Annotated in this window: 20 protein-coding genes; 5 read left to right on the plus strand and 15 right to left on the minus strand. The window is 72.5% G+C overall.

Annotation, left to right across the window (positions count from 1 at the left end; all coding sequences use genetic code 11):
• Positions 1-217: 217 nt before the first annotated feature.
• Positions 218-796 (plus strand): chalcone isomerase family protein, encoded by a 579-nt coding sequence (locus AC07PU_RS36480; RefSeq protein WP_495322948.1) that lies wholly within the window; start codon positions 218-220, stop codon positions 794-796.
• A gap of 15 nt (positions 797-811) precedes the next feature.
• On the opposite strand, the gene gph is transcribed toward AC07PU_RS36480, so the two are convergent.
• Complete coding sequence (gene gph, locus AC07PU_RS36485) at positions 812-1,540, minus strand: phosphoglycolate phosphatase (RefSeq protein WP_495322932.1); 729 nt, start codon at positions 1,538-1,540, stop codon at positions 812-814.
• 55 nt (positions 1,541-1,595) lie between these two features.
• On the minus strand, positions 1,596-2,585 hold the full coding sequence (locus tag AC07PU_RS36490) for an ornithine cyclodeaminase family protein (protein ID WP_495322933.1): 990 nt from the start codon (positions 2,583-2,585) through the stop codon (positions 1,596-1,598).
• A 109-nt stretch (positions 2,586-2,694) separates the two neighbouring features.
• Here AC07PU_RS36490 and AC07PU_RS36495 point away from each other — a divergent pair, with 109 nt between their 5' ends.
• Positions 2,695-3,600 (plus strand): LysR substrate-binding domain-containing protein, encoded by a 906-nt coding sequence (locus AC07PU_RS36495; RefSeq protein ID WP_495322934.1) that lies wholly within the window; start codon positions 2,695-2,697, stop codon positions 3,598-3,600.
• Positions 3,601-3,636: 36 nt separating this feature from the next.
• Here AC07PU_RS36495 and AC07PU_RS36500 read toward each other — a convergent pair whose 3' ends face one another.
• The 5 genes from AC07PU_RS36500 to AC07PU_RS36520 all read right to left on the minus strand — a co-directional run bounded on the left by AC07PU_RS36500 (position 3,637) and on the right by AC07PU_RS36520 (position 7,473).
• Positions 3,637-4,623 carry a FecR family protein gene (locus tag AC07PU_RS36500; RefSeq protein ID WP_398492916.1) on the minus strand — a complete coding sequence of 329 codons (987 nt, stop codon included), beginning with the start codon at positions 4,621-4,623 and terminating at the stop codon, positions 3,637-3,639.
• A 134-nt stretch (positions 4,624-4,757) separates the two neighbouring features.
• Complete coding sequence (locus AC07PU_RS36505; protein ID WP_296787427.1) at positions 4,758-5,273, minus strand: RNA polymerase sigma factor; 516 nt, start codon at positions 5,271-5,273, stop codon at positions 4,758-4,760.
• Complete coding sequence (locus AC07PU_RS36510) at positions 5,270-5,887, minus strand: TonB C-terminal domain-containing protein (protein WP_495322935.1); 618 nt, start codon at positions 5,885-5,887, stop codon at positions 5,270-5,272. Before AC07PU_RS36510 ends, AC07PU_RS36505 begins: the two co-directional genes overlap by 4 nt.
• A gap of 299 nt (positions 5,888-6,186) precedes the next feature.
• Positions 6,187-6,819: a transposase gene (locus tag AC07PU_RS36515; RefSeq protein ID WP_490880350.1), complete on the minus strand. Its 633-nt coding sequence runs from the start codon at positions 6,817-6,819 to the stop codon at positions 6,187-6,189.
• Positions 6,820-7,014: 195 nt separating this feature from the next.
• Positions 7,015-7,473, minus strand: a complete 459-nt coding sequence (locus AC07PU_RS36520) for a hypothetical protein (RefSeq protein ID WP_495322936.1) — start codon at positions 7,471-7,473, stop codon at positions 7,015-7,017.
• Positions 7,474-7,642: 169 nt separating this feature from the next.
• On the opposite strand from AC07PU_RS36520, the gene AC07PU_RS36525 reads away from it, so the two are divergent.
• From AC07PU_RS36525 to AC07PU_RS36535, 3 genes are read left to right on the plus strand one after another with little or no spacing between them, the layout of a single operon-like run.
• Complete coding sequence (locus AC07PU_RS36525) at positions 7,643-8,128, plus strand: prepilin-type N-terminal cleavage/methylation domain-containing protein (protein WP_208512694.1); 486 nt, start codon at positions 7,643-7,645, stop codon at positions 8,126-8,128.
• Between the two features lie 3 nt (positions 8,129-8,131).
• On the plus strand, positions 8,132-8,545 hold the full coding sequence (gene gspI / locus AC07PU_RS36530) for a type II secretion system minor pseudopilin GspI (RefSeq protein WP_495322937.1): 414 nt from the start codon (positions 8,132-8,134) through the stop codon (positions 8,543-8,545).
• Positions 8,542-9,231 (plus strand): type II secretion system protein GspJ, encoded by a 690-nt coding sequence (locus tag AC07PU_RS36535; RefSeq protein ID WP_296787434.1) that lies wholly within the window; start codon positions 8,542-8,544, stop codon positions 9,229-9,231. Before gspI ends, AC07PU_RS36535 begins: the two co-directional genes overlap by 4 nt.
• A 14-nt stretch (positions 9,232-9,245) precedes the next feature.
• Here AC07PU_RS36535 and gspF read toward each other — a convergent pair whose 3' ends face one another.
• The 8 genes from gspF to AC07PU_RS36575 form a co-directional block, all read right to left on the minus strand.
• On the minus strand, positions 9,246-10,445 hold the full coding sequence (gene gspF, locus AC07PU_RS36540) for a type II secretion system inner membrane protein GspF (RefSeq protein ID WP_208508309.1): 1,200 nt from the start codon (positions 10,443-10,445) through the stop codon (positions 9,246-9,248).
• 11 nt (positions 10,446-10,456) lie between these two features.
• Complete coding sequence (gene gspE / locus AC07PU_RS36545) at positions 10,457-11,899, minus strand: type II secretion system ATPase GspE (protein WP_495322938.1); 1,443 nt, start codon at positions 11,897-11,899, stop codon at positions 10,457-10,459.
• Positions 11,896-14,661, minus strand: a complete 2,766-nt coding sequence (gene gspD / locus AC07PU_RS36550) for a type II secretion system secretin GspD (protein ID WP_495322939.1) — start codon at positions 14,659-14,661, stop codon at positions 11,896-11,898. Before gspD ends, gspE begins: the two co-directional genes overlap by 4 nt.
• On the minus strand, positions 14,658-15,239 hold the full coding sequence (locus tag AC07PU_RS36555; RefSeq protein WP_495322940.1) for a type II secretion system protein M: 582 nt from the start codon (positions 15,237-15,239) through the stop codon (positions 14,658-14,660). The genes gspD and AC07PU_RS36555 overlap by 4 nt, the downstream gene beginning before the upstream one ends.
• Positions 15,236-16,459: a type II secretion system protein GspL gene (gene gspL, locus AC07PU_RS36560; protein ID WP_495322941.1), complete on the minus strand. Its 1,224-nt coding sequence runs from the start codon at positions 16,457-16,459 to the stop codon at positions 15,236-15,238. The genes AC07PU_RS36555 and gspL overlap by 4 nt, the downstream gene beginning before the upstream one ends.
• Positions 16,459-17,415: a type II secretion system minor pseudopilin GspK gene (gene gspK / locus AC07PU_RS36565; RefSeq protein ID WP_398492903.1), complete on the minus strand. Its 957-nt coding sequence runs from the start codon at positions 17,413-17,415 to the stop codon at positions 16,459-16,461. The genes gspL and gspK overlap by 1 nt, the downstream gene beginning before the upstream one ends.
• A gap of 99 nt (positions 17,416-17,514) precedes the next feature.
• Positions 17,515-17,967: a type II secretion system major pseudopilin GspG gene (gene gspG / locus AC07PU_RS36570; RefSeq protein ID WP_296732536.1), complete on the minus strand. Its 453-nt coding sequence runs from the start codon at positions 17,965-17,967 to the stop codon at positions 17,515-17,517.
• Between the two features lie 176 nt (positions 17,968-18,143).
• Positions 18,144-18,830, minus strand: coding sequence for an RNA polymerase sigma factor (locus AC07PU_RS36575; protein ID WP_495322942.1), 687 nt, complete (start codon positions 18,828-18,830; stop codon positions 18,144-18,146).
• Positions 18,831-18,907: the final 77 nt, after the last annotated feature.

Consider the following 18,907-nt stretch of genomic DNA (forward strand, 5'->3'; position numbering starts at 1 on the left):
GCCTTCACCTGTTTGATGGATGTAATGAACGAACATGAGGGCCGGAGTTTAGCCCACGAGAACGGGGCCGCGCGCAAACCCGCGCTTCAGGGTTCGTCCGGAGCCGGGGCGATAAAACGAAAAGATACATTCGCACGACCGTTCGCAAATTCCAGAGGAGGCCGCCTTGTCCGCACGCTCGACCGCACTTCCGCTCGTGTCACCGGCGCTCGCGCGCCTGTTCCTGCTGGCCGGTCTCGCGGCGGCGCTGGCCATCGCCGCGCCGGTGCGCGCCGCCCCGGTCGAGGTCGCGGGCGTCAAGCTCGAGGACAGCCTCGAGCTGCGCGGCACGCCGCTGCAGCTCAATGGCGCCGGCGTGCGCTACAAGGCCATCCTCAAGGTCTACACGGCCGGCCTCTACATGGGCCGCAAGGCCTCGACCCCCGAGGAGGCGCTGGCCGTGCCCGGCCCGAAGCGCGTGGCGATCACCATGCTGCGCGACATCGATGCCAACGAGCTCGGCAAGCTCTTCATCAAGGGCGTGGAGGACAACTCGCCCAAGAGCGAGATGGGCCAGCTGATCCCGGGCCTCTTGCGCATGGGCCAGATGTTCGCCGACCAGAAGCAGCTCAAGGCCGGCGACACCTTCACCATCGACTGGCTGCCCGGCACCGGCACGCTGATCACGGTGCGCGGCGTGCCGCAGCCCGATCCCGTGAAGGAACCCGCCTTCTTCAATGCGCTGCTGCGCATCTGGCTCGGCCCGAGCCCGGCCGACTGGAAGCTCAAGGACGCGCTGCTCGGCAAGCCGTCCTGAGCGGCCGCCAGCGCCTCAGGCGCGCGGCGCCGCCAGTTCGGCCAGCGAATCGACGAAGCCGTCGGCATCGACCGCGCGCACCGGCTCGCCGTGGTTGTAGCCGTAGCTGACCAGCACCACCGGGCAGCCGGCCGCGCGCGCGGCGCGCGCATCGTTGCTCGAGTCGCCGATCATCAGCGTGCGCGCGGGCTGCGTGCCCAGCGCCTCGCAGGTCTTGAGCAACGGCAGCGGATCGGGCTTCTTGCGCTCGAAGGCATCGCCGCCGAACACGAGGTCGAAGAAGCCATCGAGCCCCTTCTGGGCCAGCAGCGGCTGCGCGAAGGCCGTCGGCTTGTTCGTGAGGCAGGCCAGCTTCAGCCCCCGGTCGCGCAGCGCCTGCAGCCCCTCGACCACGCCCGGATACACCGCCGCATGCTGGCCGTTGATCGCGAGGTAGTGGTGCTGGTAGCGCTCCCAGCCGCGGTCGAACTGCGCCTGCGCGCGCGTCAGGGCGGCGGATGCGTCGGCACCGTCCGCCGCGGCCACGTACTGCAGTGCCGACAGGATCAGATGCTCCGAGCCCTTGCCGATCATCAGTTCGATGCGCTCGCGCGGCAGCGCGGCGAGGCCGAGGTCCTCGAGCATGCGGTTCAGGGCCACGGCGAAATCGCCGAGCGTGTCGATGGTGGTGCCGTCGAGGTCGACGATGGCGGCGTCGAAGCGGGTGAGGTCGAAATCGATGGAGTTCAAGGAAGAAGGGCTCATGGCGTTGCGAAGACTGCCCGCGACTTTACAGAGCCTCGCTGTCGGATGAGCTTCCTCACCACGCCATCGCCGCACCGCCGCCTTCGCGCAGCGCGGCCGCATGGGCCAGGTTGGCCGCCACCATGTCCTCCATCGCGATGCCCATGGCCTTGTAGACCGTGATCTCGCGCGCATCGCGCCGGCCCGGTGCGCTGCCGAGCACGACCTCGCCGAGCGTGGTCGCGCGCCGGCGGTCGCAGCCCGCGAGCTCGGCGCAACCCACGGGCACGGGCTCGAAGGCATCGAGCGTCTCCACGAACAGGCGCGCCTCGCGCGCGAGCGCCACCGGCAGCTCGCCCGCCGGCGGGTGGTAGCCGACCGAGGTCACGTGGGCGCCGGGCTTGAGCCACTCGGGCCGGATCACGGGCTGGGCGCTGTGGCTCGCGAGGCAGACGATGTCCGAGCCGCGCACGGCCGCCTCGATGTCCTCGCCGGCCTGCGCGAGCGGATGCCGCGCCGCGAGCCGCCGCGCCTCCTCGGGATGCAGCGCGCAGACATGGATGCGCTCGAGGTCGCGGACCAGCGGCAGCAGCCGCAGATGCTCGCGCGCCTGCACGCCCGCGCCCACAATGGTCGCGACGCGAGCGTCCGGGCGCGCCAGCAGCCGCGCCGACAGCACCGCCGAAGCGGCCGTGCGGATGCCGGTGATGAAGGTGCCGTCCATCACGCACGAGGCCATGCCCGTCTCGGGCTCGAACAGCAGGATCATCGCGAGGTGGCTCGGCAGCCCGAGCGCGAGGTTGCCGTCGAAGACGTTGACCACCTTGATCGCGAGCTGCATGCCCGGGCGCCATGCCGGCATCGCGAGCGAGAAGCCCTGGCCCGGCACCGTGAGCTCGGGCCGCGCCGGCGACTGCACCTCGCCGCGCGCGAGTGCGCGAAAGCCATCCTCCAGGCCGTCGAGCAGTGCGCGCGGATCGAGCAGGCGCGCCACCTCGGCTTCGCTCAGCGTCATGACGCGGCGCGGTCCCTTCGCGATCTCGAACGCGGCAGGGTGGTTGCTCATGTGAATCTCCTTCATTGATGTGAAGGGGAATTCTGCGAAGCCGCCTCTCTTCGCTCAATTGATTCGTTCTGCGTTGACGTGAAGCAAACTCACTCCTAGCATCGCCGAGATGCCGCTGCCCCTGTTCCTGCTCACGAAGCTGCGCGCCTTCGAGTCGGTGGCCCGCCACGGCAGTTTCAAGCGCGCGGCCGAGGAACTGCACGTCACCCAGTCGGCCCTGAGCCACCATGTGCGCCATCTCGAGACCGAGCTCGGCATGCCGCTGGTGCTGCGCTCGCACCGTCGCATCGAGCTCACGGCCGAGGGACGCCAGCTCTGCGCCGATTGCGCCCAGGGCTTCCAGGGCCTCGAGGCGGCGATCGACCGGCTGCGCCGCGCCGCGCGGCCCGACACGCTGACCTTGAGCGTCGCCCCGTACTTCTCGGCGCGCTGGCTCACGCCGCGCCTCGGGCGGCTCTGGGCGCGGCATCCGCGGCTGCACCTGCAGTTGCACCATGCCTACCAGCCCGCCGATTTCCTGCGCGATCCGGTCGATGCCGGCATCGGCTGGGGCGACGGGCGCTGGCCCGGCGTCGAGGCCCGGCTGGTCGTGCCGGGCATGCTCACGCCCGTGTGCAGCCCGGCCTGCCTGGCCACGCTGCCGCGCAAGCCCAGGCCGCGCGACCTGCGCGGCCGCCGCCTGTTCCACGAGTTCGATGCCGCGCACTGGAGCGCCTGGTTCGCAACAGCGGGCGTGGACACGGGCGTGGACACGGGCCCGCTCGACACCACCCGCATCGACGACTCCCACGCACTGCGCCGCACCGCGCTCGACGGCCATGGCTTCGCGCTGTTCTTCACGGCGCTGGTGCGCGAGGACCTCGATGCCGGACTGCTGGTGGCGCCGTTCGCGCACACCGTCGATCCGGGAAGCGCCTACTACCTCGTGCGTCCCGCGGACCGCGCGCCGAGCGCGGCGCTGCAGTCGTTCACGCAGTGGCTCATGGACGAGGTGGCCAGCTCGCCCTTCGCTTGAGCGCGGCGTGTCCCGCGGCGCGTGATGCGCCGCCCCTCAGCTCAGCACCAGCACGCCCGCGGGAAAGGTCCGCGCGACCAGGTCGAAGCTGTGCTGGATCTGCAGCAGCGCGGTCTCGATGTCCGCCACCTTGATGCGCGCGGTGACGGTCTTCGCGCGCAGGGTTTCGCCCACCAGCAGCACGCGCCCCGGGCGGTAGCGGTTGATCTCGTCGAGCACCACGGGCAGCGGCGTCTGCCGGAACACCATCTCGCCGCGGCGCCAGGCCGAGACGCCCTCGGGATCGACGTTGGCGATCTCGCTGATCATGCGGCCGTCGTACAGCGCCAGCTGCCGCGCCTGCAGCAGGCGCCGGCCCGCGGGATGCTCCACGCCGACCTGGCCGTGCAGGCAGGTGACGCAGGTGCGCCCGTCGAGGTACCGGACCTCGAAGCCCGCCGCGCCGGTGGCGACGGCGCGGCCCGCGCCGGCCTCCACGCGGAAGCTCCTGGCCGCGTCCGAGACCTCGATCGCCGCCTCGCCGTCGAGCAGCTCGAGGCCCACGCTCTCGCCCTGGTCGCTGACCCGGCGCAGGCTGGTGCGGGTGTTCATCGTCACCCTCACGCGCTCCTCGAGCGACAGCTCGCGCTGCTCGCCCACGGCCGTGTGGTAGTCGGCGCCCCACTGTTCGGCGGCGGGCCACATGCCCAGCGGCGAATAGGCGACGATGCCCGCGACCGCCGCTCCGCCGAGCGCCGTGCCCAGGAAGGCGCGCCGGCCGAGCGGCGTGCGGTTGAGCGTCCTGCGATGGTGGCGCGCGGCCTCCGCGTTGGTGCTCAGCACGCTGCTCGCGGCCCGCTCGAGCAGCTGCCACTGGCGCGCGGCCTGCTGGAAGGCCGCGAGGTGCGCGGGATCAGCATCGCGCCAGTGCCGGAACGCCTGCGCCTCCCATTCGCTGACGCGGCCCGAACCCAGCTTGCGCACCCAGGCCTGCGCATCCTTGAGCACATCAGGCAGCTTGCCGCGATCGTCGGGTGTGGTCATTGCATCGATTTTCAAGCGGCCACCTCGGGCCGGGCGAAGGGCCGCGCGCCATTGCCGCGGCCGTCCTTCAGTACCAGACGATTGGCGGACCGCAAAACCGCTGAAAAAAATCGCACGGCCGTCATGCCGGCCTGCTACGGCTGCCGCAGCAGCCGCGCCGCGCAATACTCCTGGGCCGCCTTGAGCTCGCTTTCGACGGTGCGCAGCGAGATCCCGAGGCGCTTGGCCACGTCGCGCTGCGGCCAGTGCTCCCAGCGCACCAGCAGCAGGATCTCGCGCCGGCGCGCCGGCATCTCGTCGAGCGCGGCCTTCAGCGCCTCGAGTTCGGAGCGCGCCTCGGCCACCTGGGCCGGGCCCGGCGCGGGGTCGGGCATGACGGCCATCAGCTCCTGCACGTCCTCAGCCGACAGCATGCGGCTCTGGCTGCGCCGGATGTCGATGGCGAGGTTGACGCCCATGCGCACCAGGTAGGCCTGCGGATTGAGCACCGGGCCGGAGAGGTGGCTGTCGCGCTGCAGGCGCAGCCAGATCTCGTGCAGGGTGTCGCCCGCCAGGTCGGGGCTGCCGAGCTGGATCGAGAGGCTCTGCTTGATCTGCGTGTAGCGCTGCACCAGCACGCTGCGCAGGATCGGCAGCACGTTGCCGGTCATGACGCGGCTCCGGCTTCGCAGGCGCGCCCCGCCACGCGCTCGCGCGGCAGGATGACCAGCAGCAGCGGCTGGCGCAGCTCGGGCGGCGGCGGATGGTCCATGCGCAGGCCGCTCAGCGCGGCGACGATGGCCCGGTCGCGCGCGGCATTGCCGGTCGCGCCGATCAGGCGCGGCGCCTCGAGCCGGCCCTCGGCGTCGACGTTGAGGCGCAGCGAGGCCCGGTAGTTGCCGGGCGCGGTGCGCGCATCGGCGCACAGCGCTTCCCAGACCCGGGTCTGGACCAGGCCGTCGTAGCGCCGGTCCAGCCCCGGCACGATGGCCGGCACGGCGCCGATCTCCACCGGCACCGGCCGCAGCACGAAGGCGTCGCGGAGCTTGCCGCCGGGATTCTCGGCCGTCAGGCCGGTGCCCTCGAGCAGCGCCGCCAGGGCCACGCGCGGCAGGTGCAGGCCCTGGACCGGGGCCGACACGCGGCCCGCGACCAGCGCATCGCTGAACAGCACGGTCTGGTCCGCGATCACCGCGTAACGCTCCAGCGCGGAGGCCAGCGGCTGCGCGGGAATGTCGAATGCCAGTGGCTGCGGTTGCACGGGCGCCGGCACGGCGGCGGCCACGGGATCAGCGGTCGTCGACGCCAGGGCGGGTGCCATCGCCATCCACAGTACGCAAGCGCAAGCCGCCAACCGGTCCGTCAGGTCGCACGCAACGGCGCGTCCCACGGTCCACCCTCCCGCCATGCCCGACCGCAGGCGCCCTGCGATCCGCGTTCTGCATGCTGGGCACCGGACAGGGAAACAGAGGTTGGCGTCAGCACGGCACGAGAACCCTATGCAAAACGCACAGCATCGGCGCGCGAGGTTGCACCGATGTGACAGCGGCGGCACGCGGTGGACTGCGGGGCGCGCGGGCGCCGCTACCCCGCCACCGCCTGGCCGCCGTGCTCGCGCCGGGTCCGCAGCACGGGATCGGGCACCTCCATGCGCCGCGCCTCGAGATGGTGGTGGGCGCGCAGCGTGTGCAGCAGCCCGTAGTTGATGCTGAACTCCTCGGTGTCCACGTCCGCCAGCGCGCCGTGCGTGAGGCAGCGGTGCACGATGTCGATCGCCTGCGGATGCGCGCTGACCATGCGGATGTCGTGGATGAAGGCCCGCGCCTCGGGCAGCGGCTCCGAGCGCAGCAGGAAGCCCACGAACCAGCGCCACAGCATGTTGTAGCCCAGGCCCTCGCGCACGCGCTTGGGGTCGGCCAGCGAATAGACGATCTGCAGCAGCCAGGCGCGCATGATCATGCGCGCGTCCACGCCGCTCGTGCATTCGCGCGTGAGTTCGTTCAGGACGGTGCCCTCGTAGGCCAGCGTGCTGTCGATGGCCTCGCGCAGTGCGACCAGCGCATGGTCGTCGGGCACGAAGGACTGCAGGCGGTCGACCTCCACCCACAGCGGGTGCGACACGATCCACACCCAGGGTACGCCGTACCGCTCCACCGGCACCGGCTCGGTTCGAGCGACCTCCACGTGCCTGGACAGCTCCTTGTCCAGGGTCTGCATCGATACGCTCCTGGCAAGGCCAGAAGAGAACTTTTCCCTTGGGTTCTTTTTCTTCATCCAGACTCCTCGTCCACACCGCCACATCGCACGCGGACGATCCGCGCGCGGCGATCGGCGCCTCCCGGCCGGGAGACACCCACCGATTCCTCTAGACGAGCGCCGATCGGCAAACCCGCAGGAAAAAGGCGCGGCCCCTCAGCGGACCCGGACGATCCCCGGCGGGCCGGGGTCGGGGAGCACGGGCGCCACGATGCGCGTGGTGGCGCCCGCGCGTTCGATGGTCACCGCGTCGGCGTCTATCGCCACCAGCCGCACGTCGGGCAGCAGCCGCTCGCCGGTCATGAAGGCCTTGGGCGGCGCGCCGTTGACGGTCAGCACCGCCACCGCGCGATCGTGCCGGCGCATCAGCCCGACCACCGTGACGTTCAGGCGCAGCGGCCCCGGACGCAGCCAGCCGGCCACCGCTTCGGCCGCGGGATCGCCCGCCGCCGTCGCCGCGGTAGCCGGGGCCTGCGGCGGCGGCGCGTCGGGCACATGCAGCGCATAGGCCCAGAGGCACACGCAGGCGACGAAGAGCGCCGCGCCCAGCGCATGCGCGGTGCGCGGCGACGCGGCCCAGGCCGGCCCATTCCACGTTGGCCATGTTCGGGTCATCGGTGCAATTCCTCCGTGTGCGGGCGCTGCGCGGTCGCAGCGGAACCACCGGTCTTAACAGATGCATGTTGGCAATTCATGTCAACGCCACATTCGATGCCTACCATCGCCGCGAACCGCGCGCTCCGCGCGTCCCTTCATGCCCCAAGCCATGGCGTTTTCGCCTCGTATGAAACCGCTTCGCCGCCATCTGGGCTTCTCGCTGATCGAGGTGATGGTGGTGCTGGTCATCATCGGCATCGCGATGGCCGCGATCTCGCTGAGCGCCGCGCCCGATCCCGCCGAACCCCTGCGCCTCGATGCGCGCGAACTGGCAGTGCGGCTCGCGACCGCACAGCACGAGGTGCACGTGGACGGCCGCGTGATCGCCTGGGAAGCGCGCGGCGACGGCTACCAGTTCGTGCGTGGCACCTGGGCCAGCGCGCCGGGCAGCGTGGTGCCCGGCGTCACGACCGGCGGCGAGCTCGACCGCTTCGTGCGCGACGACGCGCTGCGTCCGCGCCGGTGGCGCGCCGGCATCGTCGAGGTCTCGCCGGCGGCGCCGGTGCTGCTGACCTCCGAGTGGATCGGCACGCCCTGGTCGCTCGAGCTGCGCAGCGGCCGCTACCGCGTCGCCATCGTGCGCGACGCCACCGGCGGCTTCCGGGTGCAGTGAGGCATGGGCGCGCACCGAGCTTCGCACCGGCCTTCGCCTCGGCTTCGCGCAGGGCGGCCCGGCCGCGGCTTCACGCTGATCGAGGTGCTGGTCGCGCTGGCGATCATCAGCATCGCGCTCGCGGCCTTCGTGCGCATCACCAGCCAGACCGTCGGCAACCAGGGCCATCTCGAGCGGCAGTCGCTCGCGCTGCTGTCGGCGCAGAACAGCCTGGCCGAACTGCGCATCGGATCGCTGCCGCCGCCCGGCCTGCGCCAGGTCGATTGCCCGCAGGGCGAGCTGGCCTTCGTCTGCCGGGTGCAGATCGCGCCGTCGCGAGACGGCATGCGCGCCGTCGCGGTCGACGTCTACCTGGGCCGCGACAGCGACCGCAGCCTGGCCAGCCTGCAGTCGCAGCTGCCCGAGAGCCGCCGATGAGAGCCGCGCGCCGGTCCCGGGCGACGCCGCGTACCGCGGGCTTCACACTGATCGAAGCCATGATCGCGATCGCGATCATGGCGGTGCTGAGCCTGATCGCATGGCGCGGCCTCGACAGCATGAGCCGCGCCGACACCCAGTTGCGCGAGCGCGCGGAAGATGCCGCGCGGCTTGCGCGCGCGCTGCAGCAGATCGAGCGCGATCTCACGTGGCGCACCACCACCGAGCTGCCCTCGCCGGCCGACGCCGCGCCGCCTCCCGACGATGCGCCCGCGGCCGCCGGCGGCGCGCCGCCGCCCTTGCCGCTGCCTTTGCTGCCCCCCGGCATGGAAGCTCGGCGCTCGGGCCAGGGGCCGTTCCTGCTCGAGCTGGTGCGCGCCGCGCCCGCCGCGCCGGGGCGCTGGCAGCGCGTGCAGTGGTGGCTGCAGGCGGGCACGCTCTACCGCGCGGCCGGCGTGGCGGCCGATGGCTATCCGCTGCCCGCGCCGCAGGCGGCCGACCGCGTCGCGGTGCTCGAGGGCATCGCCTTCTTCGAGATGCGCGCGTGGGAGCCCGAGCAGGGCTGGCGCCCGCTGCCGGCCAGCGGTGCGGCGCGCACGGCGGCGTCCGGGCTCGAGGTCACGCTGGGCGTCCGCGCCGACACGGGGCCGGCGCTGCGCTACCGCCGCGTCATCGCGCTGGACTGAGCGCCTGCCGCGCCCTACTTCACCATCTGGTTGATCTCCATGATCGGCAGCATCACCGCGAGCACGATCAGCATCACCACCGCGCCCATGCCGAGGATCATCAGCGGCTCGAGCAGCGCCGTCAGCCGCGTGGCGCGGCGCTCGAGGTCGCGCGAGAGATTGGCGGCCGCGCGCTCGAGCATGGGCGCGAGCGCACCGGTCTTCTCGCCGCTCGCCACCAGGTGGATCAGGTTGGAGGGAAACACCTTCTGCACACGCAGCGCCGAGGCCAGCGGCGCGCCCTCGCGCACGCGCGCGGCGGTGTCGGCCGCGCACTGCTTGAGCCGGTCGTTGCCCATGGTCTCGCGCGCGGCATCGAGCGAGCGCAGCAGGGGCACGCCCGCGTCCATCAGGATCGCCAGGGTCGAGGCGAAGCGCGCGGTGTTCACGCCCAGCACGTACTTGCCCACCATCGGCACGCGCAGCAGAAAACCGTGCCAGCGAAGCCGCGCCGCGTCGTCGCGCAGCGACCAGCGCCACAGCGCGAAAGCGGCGCCCAGCACCAGCGCCGTGAGCCATCCCCATTCGCGCACGTAGCCGCTCGCGCCCAGCATCACGCGTGTCAGCAGCGGCAGCTCCTGCCGCGCCTGCGAGAACGCGCTGACCACCTGCGGCACCACGTAGCCGAGCAGGAAGATCACAATGCACACCGAGACGAAGGCCACCACGCCGGGATAGATGAAGGCGGTGAGCATCTTGCTGCGCAGGTTGTCGCGGCCCTCGAGGTAGTCGGCCAGCCGCTCCATCACGCGCGCCAGCTCGCCCGAGTCCTCGCCGGCGCCGATCAGCGCGCGGTAGATCGCGGGAAAGTCGCGCGGCCGCTCGCCCAGCGCATCGGCCAGCCGCATGCCGCCGCGCACGTGGTTGCACACCGCGCTCAGCGCCTCGGCCACCACCTTCTGCTCGGCCTGCTCGATGGTGGCCATCAGGGCCGACTCCAGGGGCAGGCGCGCGCCCAGCAGGCTCGCGAGTTCGCGCGTGGCCCACAGCAGGTCGGTGGCGCTCAATCGCGGCCCGAACCACGAGCCGCCGCCGCCCGCCACCTCGTGCACGCCCAGCGCGGTCAGCCCGCGTTCGCGCAACTGCAGCCGCACGGCACGCTGCGACTCGGCCTCCATCGTGCCGGCCTGGATCTGTCCGCCCGCGTTGGCGGCCTCGAAATGAAAGCGTGGCATGGGGTGCGGCGCTAGCTGTCGTCGCGCGTCACGCGCAGAATCTCCTCGGGCGTGCTGATGCCCGCGGCGACCCAGCGCTGGCCGTCCTCGCGCATGGTGCGCATGCCGCGGCGGCGCGCCACCTCGCGCATGGCGTGCTCGTTGCCGCCGTCGTGGATGATGCGGCGGATCTCGTCGTCGATGACGAACAGCTCGTGGATGCCGGTGCGGCCCTTGAAGCCGGTGTGGTTGCAATGGCCGCAGCCCACCGGCACCCAGCGGGTGCTGCCGTCGGCCTGCGTCTCGGCGCGCTTGCAGCGCACGCACAGGCAGCGCACCAGCCGCTGCGCGAGCACGCCCAGCAGCGACGAGGACAGCAGGAAGGGCTCGATGCCCATGTCGGTCAGCCGCGTGACCGCCGAGATCGAATCGTTGGTGTGCAGCGAGGCGAGCACGCCGTGGCCCGTGAGCGAGGACTGCACCGCGATCTGCGCGGTCTCCAGGTCGCGGATCTCGCCGATCATGATGTTGTCGGGGTCCTGGCGCAGCGCGGCCCGCAGCGCGGCGCCGAAGCTCATGCCGATCTTGGCGTGCACCGGGATCTGGTTGACGCCCGGCAGGTCGTACTCGACCGGGTCCTCCACCGAGAGGATGTTGCTCACGCTCTTGTCGAGCTGGCCCAGCGCGGCGTAGAGCGTGGTGGTCTTGCCGCTGCCGGTCGGCCCGGTCACGAGCACGATGCCGTGCGGCTGGCGGATCAGCCGCGTCAGCGCTTCCAGCGTGTCGCCCGCCAGGCCCAGCCGCTCGAGCTGCAGCCGGCCCGCGTCCTTCTCGAGCAGGCGCAGCACGGCGCGTTCGCCATGCACGGTCGGCACGGTCGACACGCGCACGTCGATCGGCCGCCCGCCCACGCGCAGGGTGATGCGGCCGTCCTGCGGCACGCGCTTCTCTGCGATGTCGAGCTGCGACATGATCTTGATGCGCGAGATCAGCGCGGCATGCAGTTCCTTGCGCGGCGAGACCACGTCGCGCAGCGCGCCGTCGACGCGGTAGCGCACCACCGAGTGGGTCTCGAAGGCCTCGAAGTGCACGTCGCTGGCGCCGTCGCGCGCGGCCTGCGCGAGCAGTGCGTTGATCATGCGGATGACGGGCGCGTCGTCCTGCGCATCGAGCAGGTCGGTCACGGCCGGGATGTCCTGCATCAGCCGCTCCAGGTCGACCTCGGACTCGGCCGCGCCGACCACGGCGGCGGCGCTGCCGGCCTCGGCATAGCGCGTCGACAGCAACACGTCCATCTCCGCCTCGGACACCTCGTGCCAGGCCTGCAGGCCGGTCTGGCGCTGCGCCTCGGCCAGCGCCCAGCCCGGCGTGCTCGGGCTCAGGACCAGCGCCATGGCCTCGCTGTCGCCCTGCACCACGAGGCGCTGCGCACGCGCCCAGCCGTGCGGCAAGGTCGGCTGCGCCGCGGCATTCATGGCGCCACCACGATCTCGGGCCGGTAGCCCAGCTCGCGCAGCACGCCCGCCGCGGTGTCGACCGCGCGCGCATCGCGCGGCAGGTCCACGCGCACCGCATAGCCGATGCCGCCCGGGCCGGCCACGATGTACGCGGGCAGGCCGCTGATGCGCACGCGCTTGGCGATGCGCACCGCGTCGGGCTCCTGCGCGAGGTCCGCCACCTGCAGCACGCTGCGGTTGTTCTCGGGCGTGGCGTACAGCACGGCCGGATCGCCGGTCACGCCGACGTTGGCGGGCAGTTGCGAGCGCATCTCGGGCTCGCGCGGCGCGTTCGGCGCGAGCGGCTGGTGCACCTCGCGCTCGCTCCGGGTGGGCGGCGGGCCCTGCTCGCGCGTGCTGCTCCACTGCTCGGGCCGCAGGTCCAGCTTGGGGGCCGCGCCGGCAACCGGCAGGTCGGGCGGCGGCAGGATCGGTGCCGGCATGTCGGGCAGCACGAGGTGCCGGCCCGGCTGCACGCGGCTTTGCTGCGTGCGCATGAAGTTGTAGCGGTCCTGGGTCAGGCCGCGGCCGGCATTGGCATCGCGGATCACGTAGGGCCGCAGGAAGATCATCAGGTTCGTCTTCGCGCGCTGCCGCTTGTCGTAGCGGAACAGGTTGCCGAGCACCGGGATCGTGCCCAGGCCCGGCACCGTCTCGGTGGTGCTGGTGACGCTGTCCTCGAGCAGGCCGCCCAGCACCATGATCTGGCCGTCGTCGAGCAGCACGCTGGTGTCGAGCGCGCGCTTGTTGGTCACGATGCCCGCGATGCCGGAGTTCTGGTCGTCGATGCTCGAGACCTCCTGGTAGATGTCGAGCTTGACCGTGCCGCCCTCGGAGATCTGCGGCCGGATCTTGAGCTGCAGCCCGATGTCCTCGCGCGTCACGGTCTGGAACGGGTTGTCCGAGCCGCCGCCGCCCGGCGTGATGTACTGGCCGCTGACGAAGGGCACGGTCTTGCCCACGATGATCGAGGCCGCCTCGTTGTCGAGCGTCATGATGTTCGGCGTCGAGAGGATGTTGACGCCGCCCTTGGTCTGAAGCGCGCGCGCCAGCAGGTTGAGGTTGGCGATCTCGCCCACGCCGGGCAGTTTCACCGTGCCGTCGAGCACGCCGAGGTTCAGGCCCTTGGGCAGCAGGTCGATGGTGTTGGTGGCGCTGGTGTTCAGGCCCGCGCCGCCGCCGAGGTTGGTGCCGCCGATGAAGCGGCCGTTGTTGCGCATCCACTGGATGCCCAGCTGCGCCGCGTCCTGCTCGGTGACCTCCACGATCAGGCTTTCGACCAGCACCTGCGCGCGCCGCTGGTCGAGCAGGTCGATCACGCGCCGCACGCTGCGATACATGGGCTCGGGCGCCGCGATGATCAGCGTGTTGGTGGTGGCATCGGCCTGCACCGTCACGCCGTTGGCCGAGAAGGCCGTGCCCGTGCTGCCGCTGCCCGAGCCGCCCTGCTGCGCGCCGCCGCCGCCGAAGCGGCTGCCGCCGGTGCTGCCGCGCGTGCCGCCGCCCTGCGCGGACGAGGAGGACGACGAAGAAGACGAGGAGGTGGAAGAAGTGCCCGTCGTCGTGCGGCCCGCGCCGCCCGGCGCCCCGGCACCGCCCGACATGCCGCCGGCGCCGAGCGTGGCGCGCGCGGCATCGCCGCTGCCGAGCGCCGTGCTGCCCGAGTCGCCGGTCAGCAGCCCGCGCAACACGCCCGACAGGTAGGTCGCCTGCGCATTGCGCAGGTACACCACGTGCAGGTTGCCGGGGTCGTCCTGCGAGTTGTCGAGCTTGACGATGAGGTCGCGCGCCAGCGCCGTGCGCGCCGGGCTGCTCGAACGCACGATCACGCTGTTGGAACGCGGATCGGCCAGCACCACGATGTCGCGCCGGGTCTCGTTGCCCGCGCCCTGCAGCAGCTCGTTGGCGAGCGCCGCGATGTCCACCGCCACGCCGTTGTGCACCTTGACCACGTCGGTGTCGAGCGAGGTCGGCGTGTCGATGCTCTCGACGATGCGCGCGATGCGCTCGAGGTTGTCGATGTAGTCGGTGATGACCAGCGTGTTGTTGGCCGCGTAGGCCGCGATGTTGCTCTCGGCCGCGATCATCGGCTTGAGCACCGGCACCAGCGCCTCGGCGTTCTCGTAGGCCAGCCTGAAGGTGCGCGTGGCGATGCCGCCGCCCGGCGTGCGCGCATTGACCGCGCCGCCCTGCAGCTTGGCGTCGGCCACCGGCACCACGCGGCTGACGTTGCCGACGTCGACGATCGTGAAGCCGCGCATGCGCAGGGCCGAGCCCAGCATGTCGTAGGCGGTCTTCGAGGGCACCTCGCCGTCGGAGACCAGCGTGATCTGGCCCTTGACGCGCGGGTCCATCACGAAGTTGCGACCCAGGAAGCGCGACAGCGCGGAGACCACCGACTGGATGTCGGCATCGACGAAGTTCAGCACCGAGCGGTCGTCGCTGCCGGTGGCGCCCGCCAGCGTCGTCGCGGTGGCAGCCGTGCGTGCCGGCGTGGCCGCGGCGGCACGCCGGTCCTGCCCGGTCGGGCGCACCACGCGCGCGGGCGGCGCGGCCGAAGTGGCCGGCGACGCCACGGGCTGCGCCTGCGCCGCGCCCTCGGCCCCGGCGCCCGAGCTCGGGACGTAGTTCCCCTCGCGGAACAGCGGCGCCTCGGTGGAGGCGGTCGAAGCGCACCCCGCCAGGGCCAGGCACGCCAGTGCCCAGCATCTTCCCGTTCTTCCCGCCACCGCTCGCATCATCTTCGATTCCCTGATTGAGGCCGCGCCGTCAGCGCGACCGTGGCCCGGACGTCGTTCCGGCCATCGGGGCCGGCGTCCTCGGACCGTTGCAACATGGCCTTGTTCACCGTCATGCCCAGCGCGCCGGGCGCGGCGAGCAGCCAGGCCGCGACGCGCGACGCATCCGCGGCGCGTTCGATCTCGATCTGCAGCTCGGCGCCCGCCTCGCTCAAGCGGTAGGCGCCGGCCAGGCCCGCCGCATCGAGGCTGGCGCGCACGCGGCCGGCCGGGTCGCGTGCGGGATCGCCCGCCACCACGGCGGGGCCGCCCACGTCGGCCAGCACGTCCTTGAGCGCCGCGGCCTGCGAGCGCAGGCGCGGCAGCTCGCCGTCCCAGTAGCGCAGCGTGTCCAGCGCCGGCTTGATGCCCAGCAGCCAGACGGCGGCCACCGTCACCACGCAGAGCATCGCGAGGACCTGCCCGCGCTCGCGCCGCGACAGGGCCCGCCAGCGGCCCTGCAGCTGGGCCCGCAGCGGCTGCAGGCGCGCGTGCAGCGGCGACGTCCAGCGCTGCCAGGATGCGGCGGCCCCGCGCTTCATGGTGCGGCTCCGTTCTGCGCGGCGGTCTTCGAAGCGGCGGCCGGCGCCACGCCGCCATCGCCGCCCTGCTTGGTCTCGGCGAGCGCCACGCGCAGGCCGCCCTCTTCGGGCAGGAGCTGCAGGCCGCGCTGCTGCGCGCTCGCCTGCAGCGCCTTCAATTCGTCGGCACCGAGCACCACGCCCGCGCGCCAGCGCACGCGCAACTGGCCGTCGCGGAAGTCCAGGCCCTGTACCTGCCCCTCGGCCTGCGCGAGCACTGCCGTGGAGGCGCGCACGAGCGCGGTGAAGTCCGCCGATTCGATGCTGCCCATGGTCGTGCCCGCGCGCCGCGCATCGCGCAACTGCCGCGCCTGCTGCAGCGGGTTGAGCACCACCGGCAGCTCGGGAAACGCGGCCTTGACCTGCGTCGCCATCTGGCGCGTCAGGGCCTGGCCTTCGGCGGCGACGCGCGCGGCCTGGAGCTGCAGGCCGAGCAGGCACGCGGCGGCGGTCGCCACGCTCCAGCCGATGGCCGGGCGCAGCCAGCGGCGGTCCGCGCCCTCGCCGCCGCTCGCGGCCATCGGCAGCGTCCACGCCCATGCGCTGCCGGCGAACGACGACGCCTCGGATTCGGCCAGCCAGTGCAGCGGCAGCGCGCCAGGCAGCAACGGCCGCAGCCGGGCTTCGAGCTGCACCGGGTCGGCCTGCGCCGCGGCCAGCGGATGCACGAGGCCGCTGCCGGCACCGGAGCGCACGATCGCCCAGCCATCGACGCGCAGCGCGGCGAGCCCCTGGTCGGGTGCCGGCAGGAAGGCCGGCGGCGCCAGCACCGCCTGCACCGCGAGGCCGTGCTGGCGCAGCGCCCGCAGGCAGGCCGACAGCGCCTCGGCGCTCATCCAGGCCACCGGGACGCGGCCCGTGCCATCGCGCGCACCGATGCCCACCGCCAGGTCGGCCGGCGCGGCCAGCGCCAGCAGCTCGATCGCGCCGAGCACCGCGACGCGCAGGCGCGCGGCGGGCAGCGGCGGCAGCTCGAGCGTGGTCATCGACACGTCGCCCGGATGCGGGCAGACCTCGACGCGCCGCGGCCGGGAAGGGGTGGACAGCGCGGCGAGCGCCGCCAGGTTCTCCAGCGTCGCGCCCTGCCAGCCCTGCGCCGTGCGCCATGCGCAGCGCACGGGCGCGGCCTCGACGGCGCGCGCGGGCGGCAGCATCAGGCGCAGCAGGTCCACGCGTTCCATCAAGCCCCCTCCCGCAGCCACATCACCTGGGGCAGCACTTCCTTGTCGTCGTACAGCAGGGCCTGCATCAGCAGCGTGGTGCGCGAGGTCTGCAGCGCGCTCGAGAGGCGGAACCAGCGGCTGGTGATGCCGATGAGGACCGCGCTCTCGTCGAGCCCGGGCATCTGCAGCCGGTTCACGAAATCACCGCGGTTGATGAACCACTGGCCGTTGTCGCGCGCCTGCAGCACGGCGCGCGCGCGATCGAGCGACAGGCCCGGCACCCACGCGGCCAGCACCTCGGCACGCGCCGTGTTGGCATTGATCCAGGTGCGCTGCGGCAGCACCGTGAGATAGGGCCGCAGACGCGCCACGCTGCCGGCATCGACGCCGGGCACCGCGAGCAGGTCGTCGACGGTGCGCAGCCGCGGCGCCTGTTCGCGCGCGGGCAGGCTCTCGAGGCCGAGCTGCCGGGCGGTCTCCTCGGCGGCTTCGCCCTCCACCACCTGCGTGGCACCGGCCGGCCGCCGCTCTGCCTCCACCAGGCTCACGGCCACGCGGCGCGCGATGCGGCCGGCCTGGTCCGGCGGCACGCCGACCATCGCGCACAGCCGCAGGAAGACGCCGCCCTCCACCGGATCGAACTGCCCGGCGTTCACGAGGTTGCGCAGGTTGAACTTGGACTGCTCGTCGACGATCTCGGTGAAGGCCAGCGCCGGCTCGCCCTCGATCCGGCCGAGGACCTGGCCGTCGACCGGCTGGCTCCAGGTGCCGTCGAGGCGGGTGTAGGGCGCGCGCTGCGCCGCGGCGCGCAGCACGGTCTGCGCGCGGCCGACCTCGCCGCGCAGCAGCCACTGCGCCTGCGCCCGCGTCTGCGCCGACTGGGCCGCGCGGATGGCCGCGGTCTGCCGCTCGAGCAGCGCGCCCGCCAGCACCGCGATCACCGCGACGACGAGCAGCGCGGCAACGACGGCCATGCCGCGCTGCCCATGCGCCAGCCGGGCGCACGCTTGTCTTTCGCGAGCCTGCCTTCGCAGGCCCGCGGGCCGCTCCCGGACGCCATCCATGTCCGGGCCCTAGAGTTGCCAGGAACCGATGTCGGCGTTGGCCTTCTCTCCACCCGGCTCACCGTCGGCGCCGAGCGAGAACACGTCGATCTCGCCGTTGGTGCCGGGGTTCAGGTACTGGTAGGGCTTGCCCCAGGGATCGCTGGGAAGGCGCTCCAGGTAGTTGCGCCAGTTGGCCGGGATCTTGCCCGAGCTCGGCTTCTCCACCAGCGCGCGGATGCCCTGGGAGGCACTGGGGTACTCGCCGTTGTCGAGCCGGTACAGCTTGAGCGCCTGCATGATCGCGCCGACGTCCTGGCGTGCCGCGATGGCGCGCGCCTGGTCCGGTCGGTTCATGAGGTTCGGCACGATCAGCGCCGCGAGCACGCCCATGATCACCAGCACCACCATCAGCTCGATGAGCGTGAATCCCTGCTGCGGCGCCTGGCGCAGATGCTTCCGTCCGAGAATCCCTGCGGCCATGTCGTTCGCTCCAGTCGCTACCGTTTGCAGCAGGAAATCATGGCGGGGCCGCGTGTCAGGCTGATGGAAAGAACTCGGGAGGATTCGCGCGCCCTGGCGCACCGCATGAGTCGTTTTGCTCTACCCCGGTGCCCTTTCATCTCGAACATGTCGAGCGAAGACGTCACATTCGCCGCTCAGGCGCGGCAGTGCCGCGCGGCCGGCTGCGCCGCGGCGGAATTCGGGCCGGCCTGCCGGCGTGTTTTTCGCGGCGCCGGCGCGGTGGTCGCGCGCAGTTCGATCCCCGCATGCAGCGTCTGGCCCGTGGCCTGCGCGCAGTGCGCGAGCGCCTGGCGCAGCGCCGTGTCGACGCTGCGCAGCGAGATCTGGTGCCGGTCCGCGACTTCCTGGCGCGTCTTCTCCTCGAGCCGCAGCGCGACCAGCACGGCGCGATGGCGGCGCGGCAGGTGCTGCATGGCGCGATCGACCGCGTGCACGTCCGAGCGCGCCTCGGCGATCGACTCCGGGCCCGGCGCGCGGTCGACCAGGAACTCGAACAGCGCCTCGCCATCCTCCACATGCGGCTGCGGACGATTGCGGCGCAGGCAGTCCACCGCCACGTTGCAGGCCGTGCGGTAGACGTAGGCCTCGGGGTTCTGCACCGCCGGCGCGGCCATGTCGCCGAGCCGCAGCCAGGCGTCGTGCAGGCTGTCGCTGGCCAGGTCGGCATCGCCGAGATGGCGCAGCAGGCGCCGGTGCAACCGGCCGTAGTTCGCGACCAGGAACTCGCGCAGCGCGCTGCCCGCGTCCTCGTGCGCTTCGCGGTCCGTATGGCCGCCGGCCTCCGGCGACTCCAGGCACAGCCAGGGACTCATGTCCAACATGGGAACCTCCGCATCCAGGGTCTCGTGGGATCGCTCGCGCCGTGCCGCGCACGGGGCGCGCGGCACGGCATGGGCGA

It is taken from the genome of Variovorax sp. GW821-FHT10D07 (assembly GCF_059415325.1).